This window comes from Bacillus sp. CZDM1 (assembly GCF_055502545.1).
Genome location: NZ_JBUESO010000005.1, coordinates 397,057 through 413,842, shown reverse-complemented (window position 1 = coordinate 413,842; position 16,786 = coordinate 397,057). Strand labels below are relative to the sequence as shown.

The 16,786-nt window shown below is 37.1% G+C and carries 14 protein-coding genes; 4 read left to right on the top strand and 10 right to left on the bottom strand.

All coding sequences use genetic code 11. The features are described 5' to 3' along the window. Positions 1–16: 16 nt before the first annotated feature. The 6 genes from araD to ACY3XC_RS14590 form a co-directional block, all read right to left on the bottom strand. Complete coding sequence (gene araD / locus ACY3XC_RS14615; RefSeq protein WP_464869204.1) at positions 17–712, bottom strand: L-ribulose-5-phosphate 4-epimerase; 696 nt, start codon at positions 710–712, stop codon at positions 17–19. Next, entirely contained in the window at positions 706–2,400 is a 1,695-nt protein-coding gene (gene araB / locus ACY3XC_RS14610; RefSeq protein ID WP_464869203.1) for a ribulokinase, read from the bottom strand. Before araB ends, araD begins: the two co-directional genes overlap by 7 nt. Positions 2,401–3,009: 609 nt before the next feature. After that, positions 3,010–5,259 (bottom strand): glycoside hydrolase family 127 protein, encoded by a 2,250-nt coding sequence (locus tag ACY3XC_RS14605; protein WP_464869202.1) that lies wholly within the window; start codon positions 5,257–5,259, stop codon positions 3,010–3,012. Positions 5,260–5,430: 171 nt separating this feature from the next. After that, complete coding sequence (locus ACY3XC_RS14600) at positions 5,431–6,273, bottom strand: carbohydrate ABC transporter permease (RefSeq protein WP_464869258.1); 843 nt, start codon at positions 6,271–6,273, stop codon at positions 5,431–5,433. A gap of 86 nt (positions 6,274–6,359) precedes the next feature. Then, on the bottom strand, positions 6,360–7,250 hold the full coding sequence (locus ACY3XC_RS14595; protein ID WP_179156272.1) for a carbohydrate ABC transporter permease: 891 nt from the start codon (positions 7,248–7,250) through the stop codon (positions 6,360–6,362). A gap of 148 nt (positions 7,251–7,398) precedes the next feature. After that, a complete protein-coding gene (locus ACY3XC_RS14590; protein WP_464869257.1) occupies positions 7,399–8,733 on the bottom strand; it encodes an ABC transporter substrate-binding protein in 1,335 nt (444 codons plus the stop codon). A gap of 516 nt (positions 8,734–9,249) precedes the next feature. Here ACY3XC_RS14590 and ACY3XC_RS14585 point away from each other — a divergent pair. The 4 genes from ACY3XC_RS14585 (at position 9,250) to ACY3XC_RS14570 (ending at position 12,956) form a co-directional block, all read left to right on the top strand. Then, positions 9,250–10,350 (top strand): GntR family transcriptional regulator, encoded by a 1,101-nt coding sequence (locus tag ACY3XC_RS14585; protein ID WP_179156838.1) that lies wholly within the window; start codon positions 9,250–9,252, stop codon positions 10,348–10,350. A 100-nt stretch (positions 10,351–10,450) separates the two neighbouring features. Next, on the top strand, positions 10,451–11,041 hold the full coding sequence (locus tag ACY3XC_RS14580) for a DUF624 domain-containing protein (protein WP_464869201.1): 591 nt from the start codon (positions 10,451–10,453) through the stop codon (positions 11,039–11,041). A gap of 124 nt (positions 11,042–11,165) precedes the next feature. Continuing rightward, positions 11,166–12,224 (top strand): lactonase family protein, encoded by a 1,059-nt coding sequence (locus ACY3XC_RS14575; protein WP_464869200.1) that lies wholly within the window; start codon positions 11,166–11,168, stop codon positions 12,222–12,224. A gap of 27 nt (positions 12,225–12,251) precedes the next feature. After that, positions 12,252–12,956 carry a DUF421 domain-containing protein gene (locus tag ACY3XC_RS14570; RefSeq protein ID WP_464869199.1) on the top strand — a complete coding sequence of 235 codons (705 nt, stop codon included), beginning with the start codon at positions 12,252–12,254 and terminating at the stop codon, positions 12,954–12,956. Between the two features lie 216 nt (positions 12,957–13,172). Here the strand turns inward: ACY3XC_RS14570 and ACY3XC_RS14565 are convergent, their stop codons facing one another. The 4 genes from ACY3XC_RS14565 to ACY3XC_RS14550 all read right to left on the bottom strand — a co-directional run bounded on the left by ACY3XC_RS14565 (position 13,173) and on the right by ACY3XC_RS14550 (position 16,716). Beyond that, entirely contained in the window at positions 13,173–13,652 is a 480-nt protein-coding gene (locus tag ACY3XC_RS14565; protein ID WP_464869198.1) for a VanZ family protein, read from the bottom strand. Between the two features lie 170 nt (positions 13,653–13,822). After that, on the bottom strand, positions 13,823–14,761 hold the full coding sequence (locus ACY3XC_RS14560; protein ID WP_464869197.1) for a hypothetical protein: 939 nt from the start codon (positions 14,759–14,761) through the stop codon (positions 13,823–13,825). A gap of 254 nt (positions 14,762–15,015) precedes the next feature. Beyond that, a complete protein-coding gene (locus ACY3XC_RS14555) occupies positions 15,016–16,083 on the bottom strand; it encodes a carboxylate--amine ligase (protein WP_464869196.1) in 1,068 nt (355 codons plus the stop codon). A gap of 45 nt (positions 16,084–16,128) precedes the next feature. After that, positions 16,129–16,716: a sugar transferase gene (locus ACY3XC_RS14550; RefSeq protein WP_464869195.1), complete on the bottom strand. Its 588-nt coding sequence runs from the start codon at positions 16,714–16,716 to the stop codon at positions 16,129–16,131. Positions 16,717–16,786 lie beyond the last annotated feature (70 nt).

The following is a 16,786-nucleotide window of genomic DNA, read 5'->3' as shown; positions in this document are numbered from 1 at the left end:
ATTGTTCTATGTTTGTCTATTTTTGACCATAGTAGGCATTCACGCCATGCTTGCGAAGATAGTGCTTATCTAGCAAAAATTGATCAATTGGCTCTATTTGCAAATTTAATTGAAAGGTATGAAGGGCCATTTTGGCCACTTCTTCAAGTACTACTGCATTGTGAACAGCCTGATTGGCGTTTTTCCCCCAACAAAATGGTGCGTGGTTTGAAACGAGTACACCTGGCATTGCTAACGGATCAATACCTCCAGTTTCAAATGTTTCAATAATGACATTTCCTGTTTCCAACTCATATGCCCTCGTTATTTCATCTTTTGTTAATGTGCGTGTGCAAGGGATTTCACCATAGTAATAATCTGCATGTGTTGTACCTAAAGCAGGAATGGAACGGCCTGCCTGTGCCCAAGCAGTTGCCCATGGTGAATGTGTATGTACAATTCCACCTACATGTTGAAAGGAGCGATAAAGTGCAAGATGTGTTGGCGTATCAGAAGAAGGACGCTTTGTTCCTTCGATGATGTTACCTTCCAAATCTACTACCACCATATCCTCTAGTGTTAGCTCTTCGTATGGAACACCGCTGGGTTTAATCACTACGAGTCCTCGATCACGATCGATTCCACTAACATTTCCCCATGTAAATGTAACAAGTCCATGTTTTGGAAGCTGTAAATTAGCTTCCAAAACCTCTTTTTTCAATTTTTCTAACATACTGTCTCCTCCGTTTTCTCTAAGGAGCTATCCTTTTTAATTTTTTTCAATGTCTTCATTACATTGTTTTCGCCGCGTCCAAAGTAATCATATAAACGGGCATACTCATTGAAAAGCTGATTATATACGTCTGCGTTAGCTTTAATAGGTTGGTAGATATACTCTTTTACTCGGCCCATATCCTTTGCAGCATCCGTAATATTATCGTAGCCACCGCGGTCTTTTCCTGCAGCAACTGCACCGAACATGGCAGATCCTAGAGCCGGCGTTTGGGATGAAGCAGAAATTTTAATATCCATGTCTAGTACATCTGAGTAAATTTGCATCATCATGGTATTTTTTTCAGCGATGCCTCCAGCTGCGAATACTTCGTTTACTGGCACACCATTGTTTCGGAAAGTCTCTACTATCATCCTAGTGCCATATGCTGTCGCTTCGATTAAAGCCCGGTAGATTTCTTCAGGTTTTGTTAATAGGGTCGCGCCTAACAATACGCCAGTCAGGTCAGCGTCAACAAGAGTAGAACGATTGCCATTCCACCAATCTAATGCTAATAGACCGCTTTCACCCACTTGTAGTTTGCTAGCTTTTTCGGTTAATAGCCGGTGGATATTAATTCCTCTTGCATTTGCTTCTTCTTGATAGCTCGTTGGTACACAGTTTTCTGTAAACCATTCAAAGTGGTCGCCTACACAGGATTGTCCTGCTTCATACCCCATGTATCCTGGGATTACACCGTCCTCAACGACACCACACATACCTGGAACTACTTTCTCTTCCTCACCTAGCAAAATGTGACATGTAGAAGTTCCCATAATCATTAATAATTTGCTCGGCTCGGTAATTCCAACTGCTGGGACTGCAACGTGAGCGTCTACATTCGCTACCGCAACAGCAGTACCAGGTTTCAACCCTGTTAGTTTAGCTGCTTTTTCAGTGATTTCTCCTGCCTTGGCACCAATAGGGAATATCTTTGTTGATAATTTTTCCTCCACTACATTCTCCAAACGAGGATCAAGCGCCTTAAAGAAATCCTGTGATGGATAACCATCCTGCTTATGCCAGATTGCTTTGTAACCAGCCGTACAGCTGTTACGGGTGATTTCTCCCGTTAATTGCGAAATAACCCAATCCGTTGCTTCTAGTATTTGATCTGCACCATCATAAATTTCTGGTGCTTCATTTAAAATTTGCCAAACTTTTGGTATCATCCATTCAGATGAAATTTTGCCTCCATAGCGAGATAAGAACTTTTCCCCACGGGCTTCAGCTATTTCGTTTAATCGATTTGCTTCGTCTTGTGCGGCATGATGTTTCCATAACTTTACATAGCTGTGAGGATTACTGCTTAGTTCTGGTTGAAAACATAAAGGTGTTCCATTTGTATCAATCGGCAGGACCGTACAAGCAGTAAAATCTATTCCTAAACCGATAACATCTTCTGCTGAAACTTGTGCTTTTGTTAAAACTTCTGGAATAGTAATTTCTAAGACCTCAAGGTAATCAGCCGGATGCTGCAAGGCCCAGTCATGTTCCAACTTTGTTTTTCCATCTGGTAAAAACTCATCCATTACACCATGTGTATATTCCTTAACAGCTGTAGCAACCTCTCTCCCGGTTCCTACTTCAACGAGTACCGCTCTTCCTGATTGTGTTCCATAATCTACACCAATCGAATATTTAGTCATTACTTATCACCCTGCCTTTTATGTAAGAATACGTTTACAAAAATATAATTTTTTCTTTGAGTTTCATAGAATATTCATCCTATTACTTCTCGATTATTTAAACGCTTCCAATAAATACACTATCATGCCATCCGTACAAGAATAAGGATATAAAGTTAATTATTATTCCTTCAACCTTACAAGTATGTAAGTAATGTGAAATATACCCTTAACTTGTACGTATAACCTATAAGTTGATTGTACCACCTATCTCTATTTTTTCAATGATATTTTGATAATTTATTAAAAAAGTTTTGAGCCACAATAATTATCCTTTTTAATATAGGATCTGTTGATTTGCGCTCCATTAAGGAAAGCTTCTTTGAATAATCACCGCAGGGACAGGCGGACTTTGCCTGTCACGAGGCGCTTCGCTTTCCGCAGGCGGTTTGGGAAGCCTCCTCGACGCTAAAGCGCCTGCGGGGTCTCCCCTGTCCCGTCCTCCTGCAGGAGTCTCGCGCCTTCCACGCAAATCAACAGAGTGCCCATATCACATTTTGCTAAAACAAAACCTAAAATTTAAAAAGGTAGGTACAACTCACTGGTTGTACCTACCTTCATTTAGCTTATCTATTCTTTAACAACTCGAACACCGAAGACTTTAGGGACTTTTTGGCCTTCGTGCGAGCGAAATTCTACTGTTACTATATCCTTGTCCATGGTGGCATGATATGGTATTTCGTACTTTACAAGGACGAACTTATTCATTTCCTCCAATTCTATTTGACTATTTGTCAGTACAACTCCATTAACGGCGATATCGAAGGAACGCATGGTTTCTATTTCATTGGTATACATGATAACAAGATAGTTTGACTCGTCTGGAAGAACGTTTAAAGTAAAGGAAAAATACCCACTTGGCCATGTATCTCTGTATTTACGATTTGAGAGTACACCATATCCAACATGTTCCCCCTTAAAGTCATAATCACGTTCTGGCTGCATTTCTCCAGGTTGGAAAAAGTCGACTGTCCTCAATTGAAGATCACGCTCTTTCTCAATGGCAGATGTATAAGAGATTTCAGCCTTCCTCCATTCTTCCTCTGTGAAAACATCCCAATAAACAGAGGTGCTTCGATCATGCATTTGATAGAAAGGAATTAATGTAACATCACGAGGGACGCCAAGGTTTTTCATTTCAAATACATGTACTTTACCCTTAACTGCAATAACCTGATTCAGTACATTTGAATCATCTGTTACTAATACAGGTGTAAATAAAAGGTCAGTTGCATCCTTTTCTTGGTTTATCGGTCCCAAGTCCCCTGCGAGAACGATTGGTCCATTCAAAAAGGCTAGTCGATTGGGGTTATCGCTCATTTTTTCAACTCTTAATGTCATCGGTATCTCAAGTTCAATACTATCTCCGTTATTCCAAACTCGCTCGATTGTGATAAAACTGGACGGCTCGGCAGCATGATTGAACACCTCACCGTTAACGATTACTGACATTCCTTGTTCTGCCCAGTAAGGATACCTGACTGATAAGGCGAAGGATTTGGGTTCCTTGGATATGACTTCTAGTTTAATAGAACCATTTTCAGGATAGGATGTGGTTTGTTTGACAAACACTCCCCTTTCACTCCAATCTAATTCGGAAGGAATATATTGATTTACAAATAGAGATTGCTCATTTTGGAAGTAAATAGCATTACCATAACTTGAATGATTCTCCATTCCCGATCCTACACAGCATGTAAAATCATTAAATTTGGAGTTATAAACCTTGTGCCCTCCCATATCTAATGAAACAAAGTAGGTTACTGTCCCCTCTATAGGGTGCTGAGAAGCTAATATGTGATTGTATAATACTCTTTCATAAAAATCGCCTTGTTCAGCCAGAGCATTCCACTGAAACAGGTGCTTTGTCAACTTTAACATATTATATGAATTACACGTTTCACATGTATTTGCACCAAGCCGGCCATTCAATTTACCTGGCTCACCAAAATGTTCATTGAGACTGTTCCCTCCGATTACATATGAATGCTGATGAACCATTTGCTTCCAAAAATACTCAGAAATACGGCAATAAGATTCTATATTAGATATTTCATATTGACGGGCCGCACCGACAACTTTGGGTATCTGGGTGTTCGCATGTCTACCTGCTAATTCATCTCTTCCATCGGCTAGCGGATTCAACAGCTCATGATGATGAAATAGTTGCGATAATTTCCAAAACCTATCATCCCCTGAATCATCAGCAAGGTCAGCCAACACCTCTGTCATTCCCCCAAACTCACATTTTAGAACGTCCTGTACCTGAGTGTCAGTTAGATTAGCAAATACATCCTCCAGCCATAAACCAAGCTTTATCTCAACATTTAGCACCTTTATGCTATGCGTTAACTTATATGCATCACGTAACCCAGCAAACAACTTATGAATGGAATATAACGGCACCCAGCCGCCATTCAAATCAAACCCCTGCGAACGGATGTCGCCAGCCTTCACTTCTTCAAAGATTTCCCTTCCTCCAGGAACACCTGATATGTAACCAGTTCCATGGGCTTCTTGACATTCTTCTAATTCATCGACGATGTAATTTACTCTTTCACGAAATCTTTCATCATCATTTGCTGCTGCCATCATGGCACAGGCCGATAAATAGTGGCCAAGTGTATGCCCCGAAATACCCTGTGCTTCCCATCCCGTGTAGTTTTCCGCTTTTGGCTGCAATCCTGCGTACTCACGAAACCTAGATAGTAATTTGTCTGGCTCAAGCTGCAGCAAGTATTCTTTATTCAACTCCATCGCATGCTTAAGAGGTCCCCCAGTAATACGAACTCGTTCTAGTCCAAACGGTTTTACTTTCATATGATATCTCCTCATTAAAAATTTTGGGTTTATAGTAATCAACAGACAAGTTAACAGAGCGAAAATTATAAAAGGCACTTATCAGAATAAAATTGATAAGTGCCTTTCCACATTTTCTATTAACTTTATAAACTACGAATCAAAAATGCACCTGCATATGATTTAGTTGTCTTAACCTTTTACACCTGAAATAGCGATTGATTCGATAATTTGTTTTTGGAAGACAATAAAAACAATCAACATTGGCAATAACGCAATCACAGAAGCTGCCATAATTAGCGGGTAATCACTTTGGATTGCATAAGACGCATTAAAGTTTGCAATAACAAGCTGCAAGGTTTGCTTTTCTGGTGAATTCAAGTACAGAATAGGACCTAAATAATCATTCCAAATTCCCATGAACCACAAAATTAACTGTGCCGCAACCGCAGGCTTAATCAACGGAAAGATAATTTTGTAAAAGATTTGAAAGTGAGAGCACCCATCAATCTTTGCCGCTTCCATGATAGAGGTAGGAATACTTGATAGATACTGTCGTAAAAAGAAAATCATGAATATGTTACCAAACAATCCTGGTATGATTAATGGTAATAAACTATCAATCCATCCCACAGAAGAAAACATAATGAACTGCGGAATCATAATGACTGGATACGGAATCATAACAGATGCAAATAACAGTAAGAATATTTTATTTTTCCCGCGGAACTGCAGCTTAGCAAAAGCAAAGGCAGCTAAGCTAGATGTGAACGTTCCAACAACTGTTACCGAAACTGCAATAATTAAGCTATTACTAATACCAGACAGCAACGGCCCCATAGACCAAATTTCCGCATACTTAGCAAATGAGATCGTTTCAGGAATCCATACTGGAGGTAAGGCGAATACATCTTCTTTTGATTTAAGTGAAGTTGAAAACATCCATAGCAGCGGCGCCACCATGAAGATAGCTCCTGCACTTAGAAAAAGGAAAACAAAGGCATCGGTAATTTTATTTTTCTTCTTTTCAGACATTGGTTCTGCTTTAACATTCTTTTTATCTGCAATTGCAGCTTCCATTATTAAATACCCCTTTCTATCACTCTGTTAATCACCTGTTATTAATCCAATTCAAAGGAAGATTTTTCGTTAATCTTAAACTGGATTAGGGTAATAATAAAGATGAAAAGTCCCAGTATTAAGGCCATTGCAGATGCATAACCTAATTGGAAGTTACCAAATGCTTTTTGCCATACATAAAATACTACTGACGCTGAACTATATTCAGGACCACCCGTTGGTGTCATAACGTTAATTTCCGTAAAGATTTGGGCACCTCCAATAATATTGGTTACAATAATAAAGAATGTTACTGGTTTCACCATTGGCAGCGTAATATGCCAAAACGCTTGAAATGCATTAGCACCATCCAGCTTCGCAGCCTCGTAAAATGACTTTGGTACACTTTGCAGTGCTGCTAAATACAGAAGCATTGTATAGCCTAGACCCTTCCAAACAGCCATGATAATTAATGCTGGTTTAACGGTAGAAGTATTTTGCAGCCAGTTAGGACCCTCAATACCAATTAGGGCAAGGAACTGGTTCACTAACCCGTAATCCCCATTATAAGCCCATTGCCATAAAATAGAGATCGCTGCAATAGAAGACACAACTGGAATGTAGTAAAGAACTCTAAATGTATTCGTTCCAGGAATTCCTCTATTTAATGCAAGAGCAAGCAGTAAGGCCAACACAATACCGATTGGAATACCCAGCATCATATAAATAGTGTTAAACATAGACTTATAGAAATACTCATCTTGGAATACATTAATAAAGTTTTCAAGACCAATAAAGTTCATTTGTCCTAGACCGTCCCAGTCAGTAAAAGCACCATAAAAGGAATAAACGAGGGGAACCATAGCAAATATGAGGAATCCTAAGACTGGTGCTGCAATGAAAATATAGGCATTTCTTTGTTCTGTCCGATACAGTTTGGACGTTGCTTTCATCTTTCCTCACCCTTTCAAAAACATGAATGAACATTTCCCTTTTTCTAAATTTCTTATTAAAAAAATTTAGATAAAAGGAATAAATGGTGCTAGTCAGATTCTTAAAACTAGCACCATTTACACTATGTCAAAGCCTCAATTTTATCTATTACTTAGAAGATTTCTTTTCTTGCTCGATTGCAGCATCTAATAGTTTTTGCATTTTTGGCTGTGCTTCTTTCACATACTCTTCAGCTGTCATCTTCCCATCAAGAACTGGCTGGATGTTTTTGAAGAATTCATCATACCATTCAGCAGTATAAGTCTTTTCAGCAGGGAATCCGCGGCCATAATCATTGATAATATCTAAGAACTCTTGCTTATTTGCAGGTTTAATAGATGTATCAGCAGCCCATTGCTCAGCAACGGTTACACTGTTTGGTAATTGAACCTGAGCATCAACTAATGCTTGGTTTCCTTCTTGGTCAGCAGATAGGTACATCGCTAACTCAGCCGCCGCTCCAGCATTTTTCGTTGTAGCTCCTACACCGATACCAAGGGAACCCACCCATGCAGCAGGTTTACCTGTTTTACCAGCAGGCCATGGAATTAAATCATACTCAAACTTTAATTGTTCTGCATATGTTGCCATATCCCAAGGACCAACTGGGAAGAATGCTAATTCGCCCTTCATCCATCTTTGGTACGTATCAAGTGTTTGTGCTTCTGCAATAGAAGGAGTAATTTTGTATTTATTTTGTTGATCTGCAAACCATTGTACTGCTTCAGCAAATTCAGGAGTATCAACTGTTACTTTTGTGCCAGTTTCATCAATCCAGTCTGCACCATTACTCCAAGCAATAGGCTGTAAAGCCCATTGAATGTTGAATCCAGCACCAAATTGATCATTTTTTCCATCGCCGTTTTTATCTTTTGTTAACTTTTGTGCTACATCAATGAATTCATCTAATGTATAAGGCTTGTCTTTGTCAGGAAGTGGAATTCCTGCTTCTTCAAACATTGTTTTGTTGTAACCTAATGCAAATGGACCTAAGTCTTTTGGTAATCCGTAAATCGCACCTTCGCCAAGTGTTTCGCCATCAAAGCGGTATTTCGCGATACCCTTTTCCCAAATATCGTCAATTTTAACATCTTCTGATCCTTCAACGAATTCGGTAATATCTTTTAATACGCCAGAGTTTACATATGCCTTTACTTGAGCTGGGTTGTAGAAGAAAACATCTGGAATCTTCTTACCAGCAATCGCTGCTTTTAACTTCGTATCATATTGATCCGGAGCAACTTGAACCAATGTAACTTTAACGTCTGGATTTGACTTTTCAAATCTCTTTACAGTAGCCGTATAAGCTTCAAGCTCTTTAGGCTGACCTCTAAACATAAATGTAATCGCTGTTTTTCCATCTTTAGTCTTTCCTGAGCTGCTTTCCTTACTAGCACAACCACTAAGAATGGTACTGATAATCAACAATGCAAGAAGTGTCATAATTCCGAATTTTTTAGGTGTTTTAAACAATTGAATCCCTCCACAAACTATTTTATAATTTTTTAAGAATAAAACAATTTCGTGAAAACCTTTGAAAGCGTAACCACATTTTTAAAAAAATGAAAGTAATAGTTACCGGATTTATATGTACGTACATGTTGGATAATTACATTTACGACCTCCTAGGCTGTAATTTTTCATAAATAAAGCTTGAACGCAATAATAGATATACGTTCTATTTTTCTAAAGCTGTACTTCTATGAAACTTTGAAAGCGTATTCTCTATACTTCAAATAATAATATGCCTGTTCGTACATGTCAATCACTTTTATTAATTTTTTCATTTATGTCCGTACGTGTTTAATATAAACTTTATCCGTGTATAATTTAACCATAGCAAATAATGATTCTATTTGTTAATATAAGACTATACATTATTCGTTGTACGTATAAGTTAATTTTAGTATACGAGTTGAAAGTGGTGAAACCGTGGCACAACAAAAAACCAAGTATAATATGGTAAAAGAAAAAATAACTGAATGGATCACTAGCGGCATCGTCAAACCTGGTGAAAAAATCTATTCCGAAAATGAACTGGTTAAAATGTTTGGTGTCTCTAGACATACCGTTCGCCAGGCTGTTGGCGATTTAGTACACGAAGGGTGGCTCTATCGAGAACAAGGAGCGGGGACGTTTTGTTCATTAAAAAAAGAAACCGCTCCACCTCAGGTTCAAATCTCAAATGGAAATGGGAAAAATATTGGTGTAATAACAACCTATATATCAGATTATATCTTCCCTTCTATTATTAAAGGGATTGAGTCATATCTAACAACCCAGGGATATTCCTTAACATTTGCATGTACTGACAATGATGTAGAAAAAGAGAAACAATGCCTGCAAACAATGTTGAGCAGAAATATTGATGGGCTAATTGTTGAACCAACAAAAAGCAGCAATTATAATCCGAACATTAGCTACTATTTAGAATTAGAACAAAACAATACCCCTTATTTAATGATTAACCAATACTATTCACAGCTGATGCCTCCGCATATTATTATGAATGATGAAAATGGCGGCTTTATTGCTACTGAACACTTAATTAAGCTGGGTCACAAAAAGATAATTGGGATATTTAAAACGGATGACCTTCAAGGGGTAAATCGTATGCAAGGCTTTATCCGAGCCTTTAGAGAGCACGGACTGCCGTTTTTTCCAGATATGGTTATTACCTATACGACAGAAGACCAGCATACCAAGCTTCTAGAACAATTAAAACGCTTTTATTCATCGGCGAAAATGCCTACAGCAATTGTATGTTACAATGACCAGATGGCATTAAGTGTAATTGAGATGTTAAGAGGCTTTGAATTAAGTGTTCCAGAAGATGTATCAATTGTTGGATATGACGATTCTTTTTTAGCAGAGGCAACTGAAGTGAAGTTAACATCTGTTTCCCATCCGAAAATGGAGATGGGTATTGAAGCCGCGAAATGGATTGTTTCAGCAGTCGAAGGGAACAGCAGCAGTAATCCACAGTCTATCATATACGAACCAGAGTTGGTTATACGAAATTCTACTTCAGAAGTGAAAAAGCCAAACTTAGTTAGTTAATATCCCTTCAATTAGTTTACTTTCTAAGCAAAGTTGAACACCCCTATTTGATAACGGGGTGTTCAATTTTTATCTTTAGTTGAGGAAATATGGTGAAAATATGAAACAAGTATTCAAAGTACTAGAGTTTGTAACAGCTTTTTTCCAATTGAATCTCCTCTGGTTGTTATTTTGTCTACCGGTCATTACAATCTTCCCTGCAACTGTGGCAATGTACTGCGTCATTCGTCAATGGGTATTGCATAAAGACTATAGTGTCTTTCGCTCTTTTTTTGAATTCTTCAAAGAGAATTTTAAGCAAAGCTTTATTTTAGGGATGATCTGGACTGTCTTTGCAGGGCTGTTTTTTCTAGACTTTATGTTAATGAAAAATCTCGGCTCTTTCCAGTATATACTCTTACCAGTTTTGTCTCTATTAGGTATCGTGATTCTTTTCATCACCATTTTTATTTTTCCAACCATTGCGAACTATAATGTGAATTGGCTGACTGCCATTAAGAACTCTCTGTTCTTTTCCGTTCGATATTTCTTTGTAACTCTCTCTGTGATTGTTTTATTTATTTTGACGGTATTGATTCTCTATACCTGGTCCGTTACTTTTCTATTTATTTTCTGTGTTTACGCCTGTTGCAATTACTATTTGTGTCAACTTGTTTTTAATAAAATTCAACCTGTTCAAACTTCAAAATGAATTTACAATTGCTCGGGAGTCCACGGATTATCTGTGGACTTTTTTCTTTCTCAAACAAAACTTTTAATAATTTTCGGATAGTTTGATAAAATAAAATGATTAACTTAAACAGAGGAGATAAACGATGACTGGAAATAACCATTACATAGGCTATATTGGAACATACACTAAAGGGGAGAGCGAAGGGATCTATTCGTTCACTCTAGACACGGAAAAGAGAACTATAGGAGACGTTAAAGTTGCAGCTTGGTTAGATAACCCAACTTACCTAACAATTAGCTCAAATAAGCGCTATCTATATTCAGTTGTAAAAGTAGGAGGAACAGGAGGAATAGCTGCTTTTTCTATTAATGGTAACGGTGATTTAACAGAAATAAACAGCCAAGTTTCAGAAGGATCATCACCCTGTCATGTAAGTGTAGACACTAAAAACAACTATGTTTTTAGCGCTAATTATCATAAAGGAACAGTTGAATCCTATTTAATTAACCCAGAAGATGGCTCGATACAGACAGTTTCATCCATCATTCAGCATGAAGGTTCTGGACCTGATCCTAGACAGGAAAAACCACATACGCATTATGCTGGATTAACACCTGATGAAAAATATTTAACGGCTGTTGAACTCGGTATTGATGCCCTGATTACCTATAAGGTAAATGACAATGGTACACTAGAAAAAGCAAACCTTTTACCAATAAAAGCCGGAAGTGGTCCAAGGCACCTTGCTTTCCATCCAAATGGAAAATACGCGTATATTATGACCGAGTTCAGCTCCGAGGTAATTGTGGTAACCTATCATCCTGAGAATGGACAATTTACTGAAAAACAGTCCATTTCTACTCTTCCAGAGGATTTTAAAGAAAATAATCAAGGAAGTGCAATACATATTTCGGTCGACGGACGCTTTGTTTATGCAGGTAATCGCGGTCACAATAGTATTGCAGTCTTTCAAGTCAATGAGGAAACAGGGGAACTTAATTTCGTGGAACATACTTCTACCGAGGGAGATTGGCCGAGGGATTTTGAAATCGACCCGAGTGGAAAATTTATTGTTGCTTCTAATCAGGAATCAGGCAACTTAGTCCTATTTGCAAGAGATGAAAATACAGGAAAATTAACTTTATTACAATCAGATATAAAGGTACCATACCCGGTTTGTGTTAAGTTTTTAGAAAAGTAAGGCTTAACAAATAAAGGATGTGTTTCGATGGATTTCATTCATAGTCAGGAATCCTTGACAACAATAGAGTGGATTCTACGTGCTGTAGTAGGCTATTTTTTCTTGGTTCTAGTTGCCAAAGCAATGGGCCAGCGTTCGATTGCGCAGCTAAGACTGCTTGATTTCGTGATTGCACTAATAATTGGGAACATTATTGCTCATCCATTGTCCGATGAACACCTTGGGCTAAAAGGTTCCCTTACCACTACAGTGGTGTTGGTGATCCTGTATATTGGCAGTGTGTATGCTGTGTTGAAATGGCCGCGAATTAGAAATCTAATTACTCCCCCACCGATTACGCTAGTGAAAGACGGAGAGATTATCTCTAAAGGGTTGAAAAAGGCAAGAATATCAATCGATATTTTATTGGAAGAATTACGGGAAGAAAAAGTAGAAGATGTTAAAAAAGTGGCATTAGCATTGTGGGAAGCGGATGGGAAGGTTTCCGTTTTTTTGGATCCTAAATATAACCCCGTTACACCTGAAACTTACCAAATGAAAACAGAACCCTTTGATCTTCCAAAAACGATTATTAAGGAAGGAACTATTGCTTCTAATGTTTTGAAACAATTGGACAAAGATGAAGTCTGGGTTGTTGAGAAGCTAGAAAATCTGTATCATACAAATATTAAAAACGTGTTGCTTGCAACCATTGATCAAAAAGACAACTTAAAGGTTTTCCTGTATAAATAATTAATACCCACAAATGGACTTTCCATTTGTGGGTATTTCAATTATGAAAACTATCATGCCAGTGAGGTAAAACATAAGTTTATAAACATGAGTTAATGGGAAGTTTTCCAATGGAGGAAATGAGGGTCAAAAGGGACTTAGACCAAAGTAGGATTAAAACTATAAGGGGCAATTTAAGGAACCTTCCTATTTATCATTAAATCCTAATAAAACTAGTTAAAACGGTACCTTACCTTTTTCATTTAAAGCTAGATTGCCCACTTTCCGTAAAAAGCTACCAACCTTAGATTTCTTGTCTGAATAGTAGCTTTTATGAACTATGAAAGATATAAAAATAACCCCTACTGTATCTTTAAGAAGGTCGGTATATGAAAAGGATCTAAAAGGGACATAGATTTGATGAAATTCATCAATTAACCCATACAATAATGAGAAAATAATTGAAAAATACTCAATTTTCTTTGTAAGTACTCTAAAACTTAAAACAGCAGCAATAATTAACAAATACAATAGTCCAAACTGGAAAAAATGAAACAGCTCCAAAGCTATTCCAACAAGTATTAAAAACTCTATATTAATTTCATTTGATAAATAATGGATTGATTCAGGATTAAAATAACTTGATTGCAGCCATATAAATCCAATGTAACCGATTGGGAGAAATCTTATTAATAGACGAGCAATTGTCTTTTTCATGAAGCACCAGCCTTTAATAAATTCAAAAACCATTTAAATAACGCAATTTAATACGCATATTTTTCTGGAAATAAATATTTGGTGGCCAATAATAGGAATTCCACAAAAAAGCAACCAGTGTAATTGTTAAAGCATATCACACTGGTTGCTTTTTTATTAACTGCTAAACCTTATTCGGTACCGGAGTTATTATACTGATCTAAAAGATCTTTTACGTTTAAAATATTTTGTTGTTCTGTACTAGTCAACGAGGACCAAGGCTTGGAACTTTGTAAAGATAACAATGCATCAGCTTGTTTTATTGCATTATCTATCAATCCGGTATTAGCACCATTTTTGACATTTAGTTTGGCAGCAAGTAACTGTGCTGCCAGCTTATTATAGCCATTGCTTGCACCACCGGTAAAGGCTTTAAATTTAAAGACATTTACAACTTCTATATTAGTTGTAATTGCTTGAGTACCTAATGTAATTGGTAGGTATTTAGAAACTACATCTTCATTATTGCCATGGAATCCAGCATGTGTTTGCCAGTAACCAATAGTTCTAGGGGAAGCTGAAGGCTCTTCCGGCGGCTGCTCTTCATTAGGTGTATAACATACCTCACCATTTACAGATGCAGGTCTAATGTTGTATTCAATATATTCTTTCCAGTCCGTACCTAACAACGGTGTTCCCTGAGCCCAGATATGATGTGTATTTCCTTGGGTATCACGAATAACTGCTTCAATAACCAGAACAACATTTGAAACGGATTTATCATAGTTAATGAATTCTTCAGTATAAGCTAAAGTAGTTCCAGTCGGAAAAAACTTTGTAATTGCTCCAGATTTACTCGGTAGTTCAGATACACTATTGGCTGCAGCCATTGAAACTTCTAAGTATAAGAACTCAGCCCATTCTCTTGTGTACACCTCCACTCTAAGTTTTTCTTCATTGTTTGTTATTTTAGCTGTTGCATATTGATAATTTAGCCCATCTACTAATGCATAGGAAGACCAACAGTTACCATCCTCTCTTGGTTTCACTGTTGTTGTTGCAAGTGCAGAATTGCCTAGTAAACAAATGATTAAGGTTAAAACTAATAAACTAACAAAACGTTTTTTCATGGCTTTACTCCTTCATTTTAATTGGCATAAGGATTACATTTTGAAGTCATCATGGTGAAATTTAAAATAGAGCATATTTTTTTCCAATCACCCCCTCTATTAACTTTTTAATGAATAATTCGTTCTTATTTAAGAACAAATTTACATCACTGTTTCTTGCGAAAAACTCAAATTAGAATCTTCATTAATTTTTTGGATCACTTCAAAGTCATTGGTCCTCTATATATCCTTTTCAACTCTCAAATAGCAAGTTTTTATTTTCCTGAATTTCTAAGTATTTTTTCCTCCGTTGTTAAAATTGGTTCTCTATCCATATCTCTTATCCAGAGCAATTTATCTGGAAGTGGATTAATCCTTTTTTCCAAACTTGGAAACTTCTGATAAAGGATAATATCTTTGTATATCTCTGGCATATTGAGACCAGCCTCAGTAAAAAAATAACAAGTTGTAAAAAATCGCATATTAATTTCAGTAGGATTTGGAAAATCATTTTGATCGTATGTCATATCTACCCCATAAACACCGTGTGGATGATTGTCTATAGCTAATATTGTATCCATAGCCACTCTATTAACAATTTCATCTGAGTAGGTTTCACCTACCCCAGTTATACCTGTTACACCTGATAAAGTACGATTCGCAAATCCCCAGGATTTCCTTTTCCTCGTCTGGGCAACAACAAGTTCACCTTCATACCATATAGACAACCAAGTAACTGTTTTATCAGCCTGTAGCAATTCTGATCCTGTGAAATTTCCCCACCCGTTATAAAGATTAATCCAGTTTTTTGCAAACTCATAATCGTTAGTTGGTAATGCTCCTCTGCCTCCTGCCCCAACTGTTGACCTTAACCAAATTCGCCCTTCTCGGTCTCCTAGCTTATTAAATGCCTTCTGCAAATCAGTTTCATCATGAATAATCATCGTCTTCGGAACTTTAATTCCTTCAGCATTCCAAACTTTATAGGATTGATATTTATCTGTACATGCAGCTATAACTTCATTCCTTGGCATATATAATTTAGTTCCAGTTGAGATAATTTCATCCCTAAATTTAGTTATTTCAAATATCTCCCTATCATTCATGAATACCGCTAAGCTAGGTTTCTCCTTCTCTAGAAGCCCTAAAAGTGACTTTTTATATTCATCTCCAAATGCATACTCATACGGTATATGCCGCTTCAATTCTACCCTTGATGAGTAAAGAGTAAACGGATTTCTTGAAACACCCAAAATTTCTTCTCTAATTTCAGAACAATTCCATGACCTAATTACATTTTCTGCTGGAGCCACACCAACATCAGTTATCAAGATTTTCTCCATTTTTAATCACTCCATCTTTAATAGTAAAAAGGAGGGTGTTAGAATTCACATCCCCCTAAAACGTTCCATACTATAATGTTCTTTAGCACTAACCCCATCTTTTTTTACAACTTTAATAATTGTTAATAATAATATTTTCATGTCAAGAGCAAGGGAAAGATTATTTACGTACCAAATATCTAATTTGAATTTTTCATCCCAGTTAATTGCATTTCTTCCGTTTATTTGAGCCCAACCTGTGATCCCTGGTTTGACTTCATGCCTTCTGGCCTGTTCTTCAGTATAAATAGAAAGATACTCCATTAACAATGGACGTGGTCCAACTAAACTTAACTCCCCTTTTAATACGTTAAAAAGTTGTGGTAGCTCATCCAGGCTGTATTTTCGAAGGAATATTCCCAATTTAGTTAATCTCATTTTCCCTGGAAGCATATTCCCTTGTTCGTCCCTTTTATCATTCATGGTTCGAAACTTAAAAATGGAAATAGGTTTACCATAAAGACCAGGGCGAATTTGTTTAAACAGAATAGGGTGACCCATACTTATTCTTATCAATATTGAAATTACCAACATGCTGGGTAAAAAAATCAGAATTAATATAAACGACCCAAACAAGTCTATCAATCTTTTCAAAATGATTACCTCCTACATAACAAAGGATGTAGTCTAGTTAAATAAACTTATTAATTTACTTATAATTAAT

Bases quoted from the DNA above. Each gene is read 5' to 3' on its own strand.
- ACY3XC_RS14580 (WP_464869201.1), top strand. From the start codon at position 10,451: ATGAAACAAGTATTCAAAGTACTAGAGTTTGTAACAGCTTTTTTCCAA.
- ACY3XC_RS14595 (WP_179156272.1), bottom strand. From the start codon at position 7,250: ATGAAAGCAACGTCCAAACTGTATCGGACAGAACAAAGAAATGCCTAT.
- ACY3XC_RS14560 (WP_464869197.1), bottom strand. From the start codon at position 14,761: ATGAAAAAACGTTTTGTTAGTTTATTAGTTTTAACCTTAATCATTTGT.
- araB (WP_464869203.1), bottom strand. From the start codon at position 2,400: ATGACTAAATATTCGATTGGTGTAGATTATGGAACACAATCAGGAAGA.
- ACY3XC_RS14585 (WP_179156838.1), top strand. From the start codon at position 9,250: ATGGTAAAAGAAAAAATAACTGAATGGATCACTAGCGGCATCGTCAAA.
- ACY3XC_RS14600 (WP_464869258.1), bottom strand. From the start codon at position 6,273: ATGTCTGAAAAGAAGAAAAATAAAATTACCGATGCCTTTGTTTTCCTT.
- ACY3XC_RS14575 (WP_464869200.1), top strand. From the start codon at position 11,166: ATGACTGGAAATAACCATTACATAGGCTATATTGGAACATACACTAAA.
- ACY3XC_RS14555 (WP_464869196.1), bottom strand. From the start codon at position 16,083: ATGGAGAAAATCTTGATAACTGATGTTGGTGTGGCTCCAGCAGAAAAT.
- ACY3XC_RS14565 (WP_464869198.1), bottom strand. From the start codon at position 13,652: ATGAAAAAGACAATTGCTCGTCTATTAATAAGATTTCTCCCAATCGGT.
- ACY3XC_RS14590 (WP_464869257.1), bottom strand. From the start codon at position 8,733: ATGACACTTCTTGCATTGTTGATTATCAGTACCATTCTTAGTGGTTGT.
- ACY3XC_RS14605 (WP_464869202.1), bottom strand. From the start codon at position 5,259: ATGAAAGTAAAACCGTTTGGACTAGAACGAGTTCGTATTACTGGGGGA.
- ACY3XC_RS14570 (WP_464869199.1), top strand. From the start codon at position 12,252: ATGGATTTCATTCATAGTCAGGAATCCTTGACAACAATAGAGTGGATT.
- araD (WP_464869204.1), bottom strand. From the start codon at position 712: ATGTTAGAAAAATTGAAAAAAGAGGTTTTGGAAGCTAATTTACAGCTT.